Here is a 12,774-nt window from a genome sequence, read left to right as displayed (position 1 = left end):
TCGGGAGGGCAGAGCAATGAGCGACTCGCAGGAGAACATCGAGCGAGAGATTACGGGTGGCGACTACGGCCCGGGGATCCTTGACGAGCCCGGGACCTACCGGCCGGAGAAGGGTGACGACGACCCCGGCCTGTCCAGCACGCTCGCCGCGGGCACGGACACCGATCAGCTTCGGGACGGCGGGCCGCACCCCGAGCACGGCGTGATGACCACGACCGGCGGGAACGCGGGGCCCAACAGCTTCAAGACGAGGCCGAGGTCGGGCCCGGGCGTCGCCAACACGACGACCGGCGACGCCACCACGGGCGCGATGGAGACGCCGGTGGACAGCTACACCAGCGACTCCAGCAGCAACGCGGTCGACTGACCCACGGCGACAAGCCGCCGCTCGTCAGCTGTGACGCGGGCGGCGGCAGCCGGGGTTCGTCTCGAGGACCCGGGCGACACTGCGGACCAGCGGCGCCCACGGGCCTGCGACACCGCGAGCCAGCGGCACCCGGCGAGAAACGCCGCGGGCCGCCAGCGGCACCGCACGGCCGGCGGCACTGCACGGTTGGCGACGCTGCACGGCCGGCGGCACTGCACGGTTGGCGACGCTGCACGGCCGGCGGCACTTCACGGTTAGCGGCACTGTGCGGCTGGCGGCACTGCACAGCCGGCGGCACTGCGGCTGGGGCGGTTGCGTGGGGTCCCGCGGTGGTTGGTGGTGGGCTAGCGTCACCGGCGTGACGGATGGGCCGGGTGTGTTGGGTGAGCCGTTTGCGTCTGGGCGGGAAGCTGACGTCTACGCGCTGGCTGACGGCACTGTGCTGCGGCGATATCGGGACGGCGGGGACAGCGGGCCCGAAGCGCTAGTTATGCGGCATGTGAGCAGTCACGGGTTTCCTGTTCCGGCTGTCTTTGCGGCGGGCGGGACGGACCTGATTCTCGAGCGGCTTGACGGGCCGACCATGGCGACCGTTTTGCTGGACGGGAGCATGTCGATCGAGGACGGGGCGGCGATCCTGGCCGACCTGCTGCGACGGCTTCATGCTGTGCCGTCGACTGCGGGGGACGAGTTGTCGGTTCTTCACCTTGATCTGCACCCGGAGAACGTCATCATCACGGCGGACGGGCCGGTGGTCATCGACTGGCGGAACGCTCGGGACGGTGTGGCCGATCTGGATACCGCGTTCACGGCGTTGATCCTGGCGCAGGTGGCTACCGGAGCGATCGCGCATCCGATTCAGGGGCGGGCCGGGGACATGCTCGATGTTTTTCTCGAGCTCGCTCCCGGGGAACCGCTCCGGGCGTTGGACGAGGCGGTGGAGATGCGGTCCCGGCAGGACACGCTCTCCGTAGGTGAGGTTGCCATGCTGCCGCTGGCGGCGGCGCGCGTACGAGGGGTCAAGTGAATGCGAGCACTAGTGCAGACGGTCAGCCGGGCCACGGTGACCGTGGACGACGAAGTCACCGGCAAGATTGAGGACGGGCTGCTCGTGCTGGTCGGGGTGACCCACGACGACACCCCGGCCAAGGCCGCCGAACTTGCCCGTAAGACCTACGAGCTGCGCATTCTGGACGACGAGGCGTCCGCGGCCGACCGCCGCGCGCCGCTGCTGGTGGTCAGCCAGTTCACGCTCTACGGCGACGCGCGCAAGGGCCGCCGGCCCACCTGGAACGCCGCCGCGCCGGCTGAGGTGGCTGAGCCGCTTGTCACGGCGTACGTGGAAGCTTTGAAGTCTCGTGGCGCGACGGTCGAGACCGGTCGCTTCCGCGCGCACATGCTGGTCGAAAGCGTGAACGTGGGGCCCCGGACAATTCTGCTCGAGTTGTAGGAGCCCCACCCACGGGCGCAGGTCAGAAGAACAGGCCGCGCCGCTGTGCCGACTGCCGCAGCCAGTTGTCGAGCTGGCCGGCCCAGTCCACCCGGTCGACGGTCGCGTAGTCGACGTCGAAGCGGCCGAACGCGTCGCGGCCCTCGGTGAGCAGGCCGCCCCGCTTGTCGATCTCCAGAATGACCTGGAGGTTCTGCGGGGTGGCGATGAAAGTGAGCTCGAGCTGGTTGATGCCGCTCGCGTACGCCGACGGCGGGTAGAACTCGATCTCCTGGTAGAACGGCAGATGCTGCTGTACGCCGTAGACCCGGCCGCGCTCGACGTCGGCCCGGCTGAAACGGAATCCGAGTCGCAGCAGCGCGTCGAGAATGCGCTCCTGGGCGGGCAGCGGGTGCACCATGACCGCGTCCAGATCGGACTTGTCGACGGCCCGCGCCACCTCGAGCTCGGTGGCCAAGCCCATCGTCATGCCGTGCAGGCGTTGCCCGTACACCTCGGTGATCGGTGTTTCCCAGGGCACGTCGAACCGGAACGGCACGTCATAACGCGCACCGGGGTCAAGTCGGAACGAACCGGTCAAACGTTGCCGGTGGAATTCCTGGTTGGTGTTGTATTCGCTGTCGCCGCTTTCGACCTCGACCCGCGTCATCAGGCCAATTGCCACATATTCGACGTCCACGGCGTGGTCCCCACCCACCACGTGAACCTGGCCCTCAAGAAATCCGCCAGGCCGGCAATTGGGGTTGGCCAGCACCGTTTCGACCGACGGGCCGCCGACGCCCATTGCCTGCATCAGTTTTTTGAAGACCACTGAACCATCTCCTCCTCGAGGGCGTTTGGGGAACAGTATCGGCGCGCAACACGCGACGAGTACCGGCAATCCGGTCACTTGTCGGCTTGGCGACGTCAGGGTTCTCCCTGATTCATGCCACCTGGACGCTTGCCTCACCTCGGCTTAACGCGCTCCGGGCCAAGCTATCGATCACCGGCACGCAAGGGCTGGGAACGCACGAGACGGTTATCCAGCGGGGAGGGGACTGAAAGATGGTCCTGCAGATGAAGGCGTCGGAGTCCAAGGCGGCGGTTGCCGTCGAGAACAGCATGACCGATGGTGTCGAGCTCCTTACCGACCTGGACGCTACGGACGAGCGTGGCGTTTCCGCCGACCTGGTTCGTGCGTACCTGAACGGGATCGGCCGGACCCGGCTGCTGACCGCGGTCGAAGAGGTCGAGCTGTCCAAGCGCATTGAAGCCGGCCTGTACGCGGACGAGAAGCTTCCGGCGGCCGGCGAAGACCTGGCACCCCTCCTGCAGATCATCATCGCGGAGGGCAAGGCCGCCAAGAACCACCTGCTCGAGGCCAACCTGCGGCTCGTCGTGAGCATCGCCAAGCGCTACACCGGCCGCGGCATGGCCTTCCTCGACCTGATCCAGGAAGGCAACCTCGGCCTCATCCGCGCGGTCGAGAAGTTCGACTACACCAAGGGCTACAAGTTCTCCACGTACGCCACCTGGTGGATCCGGCAGGCCATCACCCGTGCCATGGCCGACCAGGCCCGCACCATCCGCATCCCGGTGCACATGGTCGAGCAGGTCAACCGCATGGTCCGCAGCCGTCGCGACCTGGCTGCGACGCTCGGCCGCGAGCCCAGCATCGCCGAGATCGCGCAGGCCATGGGGGTGCCCGAGTTCCAGGTCATCGAGCTGATCTCGTACGACCGGGAGCCGGTCAGCCTCGACCAGGCCGTCGGTGAGGACGGGGAGAGCGCGCTCGGCGACTTCGTGGCCGCGGTCGACCAGAACCAGCCCGGCGCCGGTGCCGGCCAGGGCGAACTGCGCAGTGAGGTCGAGATCGTGCTGGCGACCCTGAGCGAGCGCGAGTCGGCGGTCATCCGGCTGCGCTTCGGCCTCGACGACGGCCGCCAGCGCACCCTCGACGAGGTCGGCCGCGAGTTCGGCCTGAGCCGTGAGCGCATCCGCCAGATCGAGAAGGTCACCATGCTCAAGCTGCGGGACCCGGAGCGCTCGTCGCGCCTCGAGGCCTACGCCGGCTGAATCAACCGAATCCAGCATCCGCCCGGTCGAGTTCACGCTCGCCCGGGCGGTCGCGTTTCATCCCGTACGCAGACGGCGGGGACCGGTGTCGGGACGGCGCGCGGGATCACCGACCTCGGCGGTCACGTGCAGCACCGAGAAGCCGTCGGGGCGGGCCAGAACCGGGTTGAGCGACAGGCCACGCAGGCGGGGATGGTCGTCGGCGATGCGGCCCACGCGCAGCAGCAGGTCGATCAGGGCCTCGCGATCCACCGGGGCCGAGCCGCGATAGCCGTGCAGCAGCGGCGCGGCGCGGGGCTCGACGACCAGGGCTTCGGCCGCGCGATCGGTCAGCGGGGCGGCCCGCCAGGCCAGGTCGCCGAGCAGCTCACTCGCCACCCCGCCCAGCCCGAAACCGACGACCGGGCCGAACGCGGGATCTTCCATCACCTCGATGCGGCAGGCCACCCCGGCGCGGACCATCGTCTGGACCAGCACCTCGGGACCGAAGGCGCCGGCCAGTTCCGCGTACGCCGAGCGCACGTCGCCCTCGTCGGCCAGCGCCAGCCGTACGGCGCCCAGGTCGATGCGGTGCCGCAGCGCGCCGCCGGCCGACTTGAGCGCGACCGGGTAGCCCAGAGCCTCAGCGGCCGCGACCGCCTCGTCGGCGCCGGCCGCGAGCCGGGACGGGACAACGTCGATCCCGTACGCCGCGAGCAGCTCGGACGGCGGGCCGTCGACCGACGCGGCCGACGGGTTCACGTCGTCGAGCACCGGAACCTGGCCGGGCGGGCGGCGCAGCCAGTCGGAATACGTCGCGACGCGGGCCAGGGCACGCACCGCCTCCTCGACCGACGGGTACGACGGGACCCGCGCGGGCAGGCTGCCCAGCAGGAAGGTGGCAACTGTCGGTTTCTCACCGGCCAGGGCGACGCTGGCCAGGGCCGCGGCGAAGTCGGCGTCCTCGTCGGCGAGCTGGCCGGGCAGGGGCGGCGCGAACACCACGACCAGGGCGTCGGCGCGCTCGTCGACGGCCGCGTCGGCCAGGGCGTCGGCGAAGTCGTGGGCGCCGGCCTGCGGGCTGATGTCGAGCGGATAGCCGTCGGCGACGGTCAGGCCGTTGGCCCGGCAGGCGGCCACGGCCAGCTGGGACAGCGCGGACGAGTTGCCGACCACGGCCACCCGGCGGCCGGTGGGCAGGGGCTGATGGGCGAGCAGCAGGCCGACGTCGAACATCTCCTGCACGGTGTCGACCCGGATCACGCCCGAGCGGGCGAACAGGGCGGTGACCGCGTGCACGTCGGGGCCGGGCAGATCACCGGCCAGGCCGGGCGGGCGGGTGGCCGAGGAGACTGCGACCACCGGTTTGACCCGGCTCATGCGACGGGCCAGCCGGGCGAACTTGCGCGGGTTGCCGAACGTCTCGAGGTAGAGCATGACGACATCGGTGCCGGGGTCGTCCTGCCAGTACTGCAAGAGGTCGTTGCCGGAGACGTCGGCACGGTTGCCCGCCGAGACGAAGCTGGACAGGCCCAGACCGCGACGGTCGGCCTCGGCCAGCAGCGCGACACCGAGGGCACCGCTCTGGCTGAAGAACCCGACCCGGCCGGCGGCCGGCAGGCGTGGGGCGAGCGTGGCGTTGAGGCGTACGGCGGGATCTGTGTTGGCCACACCCATGCTGTTGGGGCCGACCACGCGCATCCCGGCGGCGTGCGCCCCCTCGATCAGGGCCCGTTGCGCGGAGGCACCCGCGGTGCCGGTCTCGGCGAACCCCGCGGAGACCACCACCAGGCCACCCGCACCGCTGGCGGCCGCGTCGGCCACCGCGTCGGCGACACCCTCGGGCGGCACGGCGATCAGGGCCAGGTCGACGTCGACGCCGGCCTCGGTGGCCGACCGGTACGCCCGGAGGCCCGCCACCCGCTCGGCGCTGGGGTGCACCGGCACGATCGGACCCTCGAACCGGCCATCGCGCAGGTGGCCGAGCATGGCCGCGCCGATGCCCTGGCCGCTGGCGCTGGCGCCGTAGACCGCCACGCCGCGCGGGGACAGCAGCCGCGCGATCGACCGGGCCTCGGTGAGCTTCTCGCGCGACTCCTGCACCTCACGGGATTTCTCGGTGGGCGCGATCGGGAAGCTCAGGTGGACCACGCCGTCGGCGTACTTGCGCTGCACCTGATAGCCGAAGTCGCTGAAGACACGGAGCATGCCGGCGTTCTGGGGAAGCACCTCGGCCACGAAGCGGGTGATTCCGTTGGCCCGGGCAGCCTCGGCCAGGTACTCGAGCAGGACCGAGCCGATGCCGCGGCCCTGATGCGCGTCCTCGACGACGAAGGCGACCTCGGCGTCGGGCGAATCGGGGCCCAGACGCTCGTAACGGCCGACCGCCATGATGCGCGGGCCGGTGACGATGACGAACGCCTCACGGTCGCGGTGGTCGACGTTGACGAAACGCTCGAGATCGCGCTCGGGAATGCGCGGATAGGGGGAGAAATAGCGCAGATAGCGGGTGCGCTCGCTCATCCGGGAGTGGAACTCGACGATGGCGGGGGCGTCGCTCGGGCTGATCTGTCTCAGGTGGACGGCACTGCCGTCGGAGAGCAGGACGTCGGCGCTGATGTCCATGCCCCTCCTCCTCTCGGCTGGCGGTGGGAGCGGTCGGCGTGGTCGGGGCGGGCGATCGAACGGGCCGGGCGGCGGAGCGCGTGGCGGGCGGTGGCGGCGGCGGTGGCGGTGGCGGTGGCGGGTGGCGGTGGCGGTGGCGGTGGCGGTCAGTCTCGGGGGTCGTGGGGGTCGAGGCCGTGCAGCGGGAAGACCGCTACGCGGCTGGCCAGGATCGCGCGGTCGACCGGGTCGGGGGTGGTGCCGGGTTGCCAGCGCTCGACCAGTGGTTCGGTGCCGTCGGTCATCGTCTCGGGGATGTCGGCCTGCGGGCAACGCTCGGCGGCGAACTTGCGCCAGGGCGCGGGAATCCGGGTGGCCGGATCGATCGCCTCGCCGGTCACCGCGGCCAGCAGATGGGTCCAGGCGCGGGGCACCACCTCGGCCAGCGCGTAGCCCCCGCCGCCCATCGTCACCCAGCGGCCGTCGCACAGCTCGTCGGCGAGGTCGCGCATCGCCAGGTAGGCCGCGCGCTGGCCGTCGACCGAGAGCCGGAGGTCGGCCAGGGGGTCGAGCCGGTGGGCGTCGGCGCCGCACTGGCTGAAGATGATCTCGGGGGCGAACGCGCGGAGCACCGAGGGCACGATCGCGTGGAAGGCCCGCAGCCAGGCCGCGTCGGCCGTGCCGGGCGGAAGGGGCACGTTGACCGCCATGCCCTCGGCGCCGGGGCCGCCCGTCTCTTCCACGAAGCCCGTGCCCGGGAACAGGGTGAGCGGGGTCTCGTGGAGGCTGATCGTCAGCACCCGGGGGTCGTTGTAGAAGGCGGCCTGGACGCCGTCACCGTGATGCACGTCGACATCCACATAGGCCACCCGCTGGGCGCCCTGGTCGAGCAGCCGAGCGATGGCCACCGCGGGGTCGTTGTAGACGCAGAAGCCGGACGCCCGGGCCGCGAGAGCGTGATGCAGACCACCGGCCACGTTGACCGCGCGCGTGGTCGTGCCGTGCCAGACCGCCTCGGCGGCCGCGATGGTCGCCCCGCAGATGCGCGCGGACGCCTCATGCATGCCCTCGAAGACCGGATTGTCTTCGGTGTTGAGCCCCCAGCCGCGGAAGAACGGATCGAGCGGGGCGTGGCGGACGGCTTCGAGATAGTCGGCGCTGTGGACCCTGGTCAGGTCGGCGTCGGTGGCCGGCTCGGGAGTGATCATGCGGACCCCGGGGCGGTCGAGGACGCCCAGCTCGCGGGCGAGCGCCATGGTCAGCTCGACCCGGACCGGGTTGAGCGGGTGATCACCCATGTCGTAGCCGAGCAGCGCTCGATCCCACACCACCGTGGTCGTTCGATCCACCATGACCGTCATGCTGCCACGCCCCACTGACGGTTTCCGTTCGCGGCAGTTGCCCGGATGGTCAGGTACGCTCTCTGCACCTGCTCGGGGCGGCTGTCAACCCCTGGCGACGAGGTATTATCGCTGCTGGGAGGGCCGCACTGTGAAGGAATTCGTCATCAGCCCGGCTACGTCCCGTTTCGGGGCGGGGCCGGCGGTCCGCCGAGGCCGCTGGGAGGTCGGAGCATGAAGGCGTCATTGCACAACCATGACCTGATCGACACGACCGAGATGTATTTGCGCACCATCCTCGAACTCGAGGAAGAGGGTGTGCCGCCGCTGCGGGCGCGCATCGCCGAGCGGCTCCACCAGAGCGGTCCCACGGTCAGCCAGACGGTCGCGCGCATGGAGCGTGACGGGCTGCTGACCATCGAGAACGATCGCCATCTGGTGCTGACCGACGACGGCCGCTCGACCGCCGTCGCCGTCATGCGTAAGCACCGTCTGGCCGAGTTGCTGCTGGTCAACGTCATCGGCATGCCCTACGAGGAGGCCCACGAAGAGGCCTGCCGCTGGGAGCACGTGATGAGCGACTCGGTCGAGAAGAAGGTCTACGAGCTGCTCAACAAGCCGACCCGGTCGCCGTACGGGAATCCGATTCCCGGTCTCGACGCGTTCGGCGCGGCCGACGAGGCCGAGCACGCCCAGCTGACCGGCGAGCGCAATCTCGCGTTCCCCGGGCTCACCGGCAGCGTCGTGGTGCAGCGCATCTGCGAGAGCGTGCAGACCAACGCCGACGTGCTGCGCCAGCTGCACGCGGCGGGCATCGACCCGGGCACGACGGTGACGGTGGCCCAGGAGCGCGACGGGGTGACCATAGACCGCTCGGGCGACAAGATCCGGCTGCCTCGCGAGGTGGCATCGCGGGTGTTCGTCGCGGCCCACTAGAACTAGAGCCGGCGCAGCAGAGCCGGCGTTTGAGAACCGGCGCACTTTCGGACGTCTCAGCCGTTCGTCGTTTCCATCGCTTTGGCGAGAGTGATGAGCTTCGGGTTCATCGCGGTCACGGCGGCGGCTGTCGCGTTCGCGGCGAAGGTGAAGCGCAGGGTCTGCAGCTGCTTGGCCCGGCTGAGCCAGCCGATCTCGATGATCGGCCCGCGGCCCGCGGCGGGCGGGGTATAGAGCCGGTACGCCGCCTGGCCGAGCCCCTTGAGCCTGCCCGAATTGGCCGGTTTGAGGTCGCTGAGAAACTGCGCCGGGCCGGCCTTCGTGCTCTCCACCACCGACAGCATCAGGTCGGGGTAGTTGCCGGCCGCGGTCTGCACGACGCACGTCGAAGTGGTGCCGACCTGGTCGGAGGCGGCCACGTCGAAGGCCACGCCGATCTTGTCCTGGATGAAGGCGTAATCCCACAGGATGCAGGCGCCACCGGCCGATGCGGCGGGCTGCTTGACGACGGTGGCCGGCGGCAGGGTCGCGGCCGCCTCGTCCTCGCGGTCGTCGCAGCCGGTCAGGATGAGCAGCAGAGCGGCTCCGAGGACGAGCGCACGCAACAGTGGATCCTCCCGAGAGATTTCGGGCACACCGTACTTGCCTACGATGGGTCAGCGAAAGGCCGCAATTCGCGACCGTCGATGTGCGGACAGTGACGCCGCGCCCGGACGAACTTGACACCTTTCGTCAAGCCCCGGGAGGATGGCGGCATGAGCGGGGACGACGCCCTTGTCGAGCAGATCGTGCGGCTCCTGGACGTGCGGCTGCTCGACCCGCTCGAGGTGCTGCTCGAGGGCGACGACGCGGTCGACGCGCTGCGGCGGCTGGTGCGGCTGCGGGCGCGCGGATGGGCCGCGACCCTCCGCGACGGCGACGACACGGCCGCGACGATGGCGGCGGCCCGGCTGATCGCGACGCTCTATCCGGGTGACGGGCCGTTCGACCCGCCGGCCTCGTGGTGGGGGTCGCCGCTCGGGCAGGTGGTGGCGCGGCGGGTGGGGCATCCCTGGTTCGAGGCGATCTCGTACGCCACCGCGGGCGCGATGCTCGGGATCACCCGGCAGGGCGTGCACGACCTGGTGAAACGCGGCCGTCTCCCCCGCCATCCGGAGGGCGGGGTGCCATCGGTGGCCGTACGGGATCGCCTGCGGGACACCCCGACGGCGCGCGACGCGGCGCCGGCCGCCCCCTCGAACACTTCCGACAACACCGACTCGCCTGGAGACACTGATGATCAATGATCGGCTGATCGACGCGGGCGACGTCCCGCTCGCGGTTCGCGACTTCGGCGGGGACCAGCCGCCGCTGCTCCTGCTGCACGGCGCGGGCGGCAATCTGGCCATGATGACCACGCTGGCACGGGCTCTGCGGCCGAACCACCGGGTGATCACGGTCGACCTGCGGGGGCACGGGCGCTCGGGCGAGGGCGCCTGGACCTGGGACACGGCACTGGGCGATCTCGCGGCGGTGTGCGTCCAGATGGAGATCCAACGGCCCGCGGTGGTGGGGCATTCCCTGGGCGGAATGCTGGCGGCGCTGTGGGGTCAGCGGCATCCGGAGGCGCCGGGGGTGGTGAGCCTGGACGGCAATCCGCCGCCGACGACGCCGGCGCACCTGCCGGGGATGGATCCGGAGAAGGCGGCGGCCGAGCTGGCGCGGCTGCACGAGGCGTTCGACCGGATGGAGGCCGGGGCGGGCCGGGTGATCGAAGCGGATCAGCTGGCCGACCTGGTCGAAGGTCAGCGGGCCGCGGCCCGCGACATGGGCGCCAACGAGAAGGTGTGGATCGAGGGCTTCCGCCGGAACCTCGCGCACGAGAACGGCGAGACCTCGATCCGCCCTTCGGCCGCGGTGACCAGCCAATTGCGTACGCTGATGAACGGTCTTGACCTTGGCCCGGTGTACGCGGCGACGTCCTGCCCGGAGCTGGTCGTGCTGGCCACGCGCAACCTTCCGCAGCAGGAGCCGTACGCCGAGCTCTACGAGGCGCACCGCCGCTATCTGCTCGAGCAGGTCCGGGCGGCCGGGCATCCGCAGTTCATTCAGCTCGCCGACGCGTCGCACGCCATGGTGATCGAGCAGCCGACCGTGCTGGCCGGCCTGATCAGCGACTTCCTGGGCGCGAAGTGACGGCCAGATAGCCGGGCAGGCGGGACAGGCAGCTCTCCCAGCCGGCGCGGTACATCGCCGCGGTCTCCTCGTCGACGTGGTCGTGGACGATCAGCAGGTCGGTGCCGTCGCCGGACGGGGTGAGCTCGATCGTCACCCGGCTGTCGCGGTCGTCGCCGGCCCACCGCCACGACTGGACCATGCGTCGGGGCGGGTCGAGCTCGCGATACTCCCCCGCAAAACCCATGTCGCCCGCGTCGATGCCGAAGCGGCCGCCGGTCACCGGCTCGGAATGCGCGCGCGGGTTCATCGAGGCCGGCCAGTACCACTGGGCGAGCGCTCCCGCGTCGGTCAGGGCGAACCACACCCGCTCCGGCGGGGCGTCCACTCGCGACTCGATTCTCGCCGAACTGTCGTCAGCCATTGACCGAGGCTGTCACTCCTTCGCCTCGCGCGCGACCCCATCGGCGTACGGCGGGACAGGCTTTGGCTACTTCGCTGCCCGCGCCTCCGAGAGCGGAAGGCTGTCACTCCTTGGCGCTGTCCTCCGAGGGCGGCACGGGCCGGGTGGCGCCGGAAGCCAGGAGGCCGATGGCCAGGGCGCCGAAGACGCAGAGCATGGCCCGGAGGACGCCCACGTGTTCGGCCAGCAGGCCGATCAGGGGTGGACCGGCCAGGAAGGCGCCGTAGCCGACCGAGCCCGCCACCGAGACGCGGATGGCCGCGCGGGCGGGGTCGTCGGCGGCCGAGCTCATGCCGATCGGGAAGCCGAGGGAGGCGCCCGCGCCCCAGAGCAGCGCGCCGGCGATCGCGAACGGGACGGCGATCCCGGAGACGACGAGCAGCAGGCCCAGGGCGGCCGACACCGCGGTGACGCGCAGGGTGAGCACCCGGCCCCAGCGCTCGATCGCGTAGACGCCGAAGAGCCGGCCCAGCGTCATCGCGGTGACGAAACTGCCGAACGCGATCGCGCCGATCGTCTCGCCCGCCCGGTAGCCGTCGACCAGGCCGATGGCCAGCCAGTCGTTCGCGGTGCCCTCGGTGAACCCGAAGCCGAGCATGACCAGCCCGATCAGCACGGTTCGGGGCTCACGCCAGGCGCGGCCCACGCTCATCGCCGGTTTCTCGCCACGGGGCAGCGGGCGATAAGGCAGGAATTTCCGTACGGTCGGGGCCGTGACCGCCAGCGCCAGCGCCGCCGTGAGGTAGAGCTGCGCCCAGATCGGCAGGCCGGCCGTCGCGGCGAGGGCGCTGAAGCCCGCGCCGAGCACCGTGCCCAGGCTGAAGCCGGCATGGAAGCGCGGCATGATCGTGCGACCGAGGCGGCGCTCGACGTCGGCGCCCTCGACGTTCATGGCGACGTCCCAGGTGCTGTTGCCCATGCCGATCAGCACCAGGCCGGCCCCGGCCAGCGGCACCGACCCGGCCAGCGTGCCGGTGGCCAGGCCGGTGAGGCCCAGGACCATCGACGAGCTGCCGATCAGCACGGCCTTGGCCGGTCCGACCCGCTGCACCAGCGGCCCGGCCAACGGGATCGCCGCGACGGCGGCCGCCGACAGACACAGCAGAAGCAGGCCGAACCCGGCCGCCGAGAGGTCGAGTCCGTCTCGGACGGCGGGTGCGCGGGCGAGCCAGCCGGCGAAGGCGAGCCCATTGGTCGCGAAGGTGAATCCGACTGCGATCTTGGCTCGTTCGAGGCGCGGACGATCGAGATCAGTTGCGGTCACTTCTCGAACTTACACGTTAAACCTGGCGGGGCTCGTCGGGAGCGGGTTAGGGTGTGGGTGCGCGCCGGGAGCGCGTCGAGATCCGCCGGAAGGCTTGAAGCCACCCCACGTGTTGACGGCTGAGCGACGCACGCCGACGCTCTGACCGCCCGTGCGGGTCCG

Annotated in this window: 13 protein-coding genes; 7 read left to right on the top strand and 6 right to left on the bottom strand. The window is 70.9% G+C overall.

Features of this window, described 5'->3' with window-relative positions; genetic code table 11:
- Nucleotides 1-16: 16 nt before the first annotated feature.
- The 3 genes from ACZ3I4_RS29810 to dtd all read left to right on the top strand — a co-directional run bounded on the left by ACZ3I4_RS29810 (nucleotide 17) and on the right by dtd (nucleotide 1,817).
- Nucleotides 17-367, top strand: a complete 351-nt coding sequence (locus ACZ3I4_RS29810) for a hypothetical protein (protein WP_465385337.1) — start codon at nucleotides 17-19, stop codon at nucleotides 365-367.
- Nucleotides 368-725: 358 nt separating this feature from the next.
- A complete protein-coding gene (locus tag ACZ3I4_RS29805; RefSeq protein ID WP_465385336.1) occupies nucleotides 726-1,394 on the top strand; it encodes a phosphotransferase in 669 nt (222 codons plus the stop codon).
- Nucleotides 1,395-1,817, top strand: a complete 423-nt coding sequence (gene dtd, locus ACZ3I4_RS29800) for a D-aminoacyl-tRNA deacylase (RefSeq protein ID WP_465385335.1) — start codon at nucleotides 1,395-1,397, stop codon at nucleotides 1,815-1,817.
- 22 nt (nucleotides 1,818-1,839) lie between these two features.
- On the opposite strand, the gene ACZ3I4_RS29795 is transcribed toward dtd, so the two are convergent.
- Nucleotides 1,840-2,628, bottom strand: coding sequence for a sporulation protein (locus tag ACZ3I4_RS29795; protein WP_465385382.1), 789 nt, complete (start codon nucleotides 2,626-2,628; stop codon nucleotides 1,840-1,842).
- 290 nt (nucleotides 2,629-2,918) lie between these two features.
- On the opposite strand from ACZ3I4_RS29795, the gene sigB reads away from it, so the two are divergent.
- Complete coding sequence (gene sigB / locus ACZ3I4_RS29790) at nucleotides 2,919-3,872, top strand: RNA polymerase sigma factor SigB (RefSeq protein WP_465385381.1); 954 nt, start codon at nucleotides 2,919-2,921, stop codon at nucleotides 3,870-3,872.
- A gap of 57 nt (nucleotides 3,873-3,929) precedes the next feature.
- Here the strand turns inward: sigB and ACZ3I4_RS29785 are convergent, their stop codons facing one another.
- Complete coding sequence (locus tag ACZ3I4_RS29785; RefSeq protein ID WP_465385334.1) at nucleotides 3,930-6,476, bottom strand: bifunctional acetate--CoA ligase family protein/GNAT family N-acetyltransferase; 2,547 nt, start codon at nucleotides 6,474-6,476, stop codon at nucleotides 3,930-3,932.
- A gap of 146 nt (nucleotides 6,477-6,622) precedes the next feature.
- The gene (locus ACZ3I4_RS29780; protein ID WP_465385333.1) at nucleotides 6,623-7,807 is read right to left on the bottom strand and encodes an acetoin utilization protein AcuC; all 1,185 of its coding nucleotides are present in this window, start codon (nucleotides 7,805-7,807) and stop codon (nucleotides 6,623-6,625) included.
- Nucleotides 7,808-8,029: 222 nt separating this feature from the next.
- Here ACZ3I4_RS29780 and ACZ3I4_RS29775 point away from each other — a divergent pair, with 222 nt between their 5' ends.
- Nucleotides 8,030-8,731 carry a metal-dependent transcriptional regulator gene (locus ACZ3I4_RS29775; RefSeq protein ID WP_465385332.1) on the top strand — a complete coding sequence of 234 codons (702 nt, stop codon included), beginning with the start codon at nucleotides 8,030-8,032 and terminating at the stop codon, nucleotides 8,729-8,731.
- 56 nt (nucleotides 8,732-8,787) lie between these two features.
- Here ACZ3I4_RS29775 and ACZ3I4_RS29770 read toward each other — a convergent pair whose 3' ends face one another.
- Nucleotides 8,788-9,336, bottom strand: coding sequence for a hypothetical protein (locus ACZ3I4_RS29770; protein ID WP_465385331.1), 549 nt, complete (start codon nucleotides 9,334-9,336; stop codon nucleotides 8,788-8,790).
- Between the two features lie 150 nt (nucleotides 9,337-9,486).
- Here ACZ3I4_RS29770 and ACZ3I4_RS29765 point away from each other — a divergent pair, with 150 nt between their 5' ends.
- Entirely contained in the window at nucleotides 9,487-10,017 is a 531-nt protein-coding gene (locus ACZ3I4_RS29765; protein ID WP_465385330.1) for a hypothetical protein, read from the top strand.
- Nucleotides 10,007-10,906 carry an alpha/beta fold hydrolase gene (locus ACZ3I4_RS29760; protein ID WP_465385329.1) on the top strand — a complete coding sequence of 300 codons (900 nt, stop codon included), beginning with the start codon at nucleotides 10,007-10,009 and terminating at the stop codon, nucleotides 10,904-10,906. The genes ACZ3I4_RS29765 and ACZ3I4_RS29760 overlap by 11 nt, the downstream gene beginning before the upstream one ends.
- Here the strand turns inward: ACZ3I4_RS29760 and ACZ3I4_RS29755 are convergent.
- Together ACZ3I4_RS29755 and ACZ3I4_RS29750 are read right to left on the bottom strand one after the other, a co-directional pair.
- Entirely contained in the window at nucleotides 10,881-11,309 is a 429-nt protein-coding gene (locus ACZ3I4_RS29755) for an SRPBCC family protein (RefSeq protein ID WP_465385328.1), read from the bottom strand. The two genes, ACZ3I4_RS29760 and ACZ3I4_RS29755, sit on opposite strands and share 26 nt — an antisense overlap.
- 103 nt (nucleotides 11,310-11,412) lie before the next feature.
- Entirely contained in the window at nucleotides 11,413-12,612 is a 1,200-nt protein-coding gene (locus tag ACZ3I4_RS29750; protein WP_465385327.1) for an MFS transporter, read from the bottom strand.
- Between the last annotated feature and the right edge of the window lie 162 nt (nucleotides 12,613-12,774).

This window comes from Actinoplanes sp. NPDC021490, assembly GCF_055562135.1.
This window is presented reverse-complemented; position numbering and strand designations above follow the sequence as displayed.

Coding starts and splice junctions, on each gene's coding strand:
- ACZ3I4_RS29785 (WP_465385334.1), bottom strand. CDS start 6,476: ATGGACATCAGCGCCGACGTCCTGCTCTCCGACGGCAGTGCCGTCCAC.
- ACZ3I4_RS29810 (WP_465385337.1), top strand. CDS start 17: ATGAGCGACTCGCAGGAGAACATCGAGCGAGAGATTACGGGTGGCGAC.
- sigB (WP_465385381.1), top strand. CDS start 2,919: ATGACCGATGGTGTCGAGCTCCTTACCGACCTGGACGCTACGGACGAG.
- ACZ3I4_RS29760 (WP_465385329.1), top strand. CDS start 10,007: ATGATCAATGATCGGCTGATCGACGCGGGCGACGTCCCGCTCGCGGTT.
- dtd (WP_465385335.1), top strand. CDS start 1,395: ATGCGAGCACTAGTGCAGACGGTCAGCCGGGCCACGGTGACCGTGGAC.
- ACZ3I4_RS29765 (WP_465385330.1), top strand. CDS start 9,487: ATGAGCGGGGACGACGCCCTTGTCGAGCAGATCGTGCGGCTCCTGGAC.
- ACZ3I4_RS29780 (WP_465385333.1), bottom strand. CDS start 7,807: ATGGTGGATCGAACGACCACGGTGGTGTGGGATCGAGCGCTGCTCGGC.
- ACZ3I4_RS29755 (WP_465385328.1), bottom strand. CDS start 11,309: ATGGCTGACGACAGTTCGGCGAGAATCGAGTCGCGAGTGGACGCCCCG.
- ACZ3I4_RS29775 (WP_465385332.1), top strand. CDS start 8,030: ATGAAGGCGTCATTGCACAACCATGACCTGATCGACACGACCGAGATG.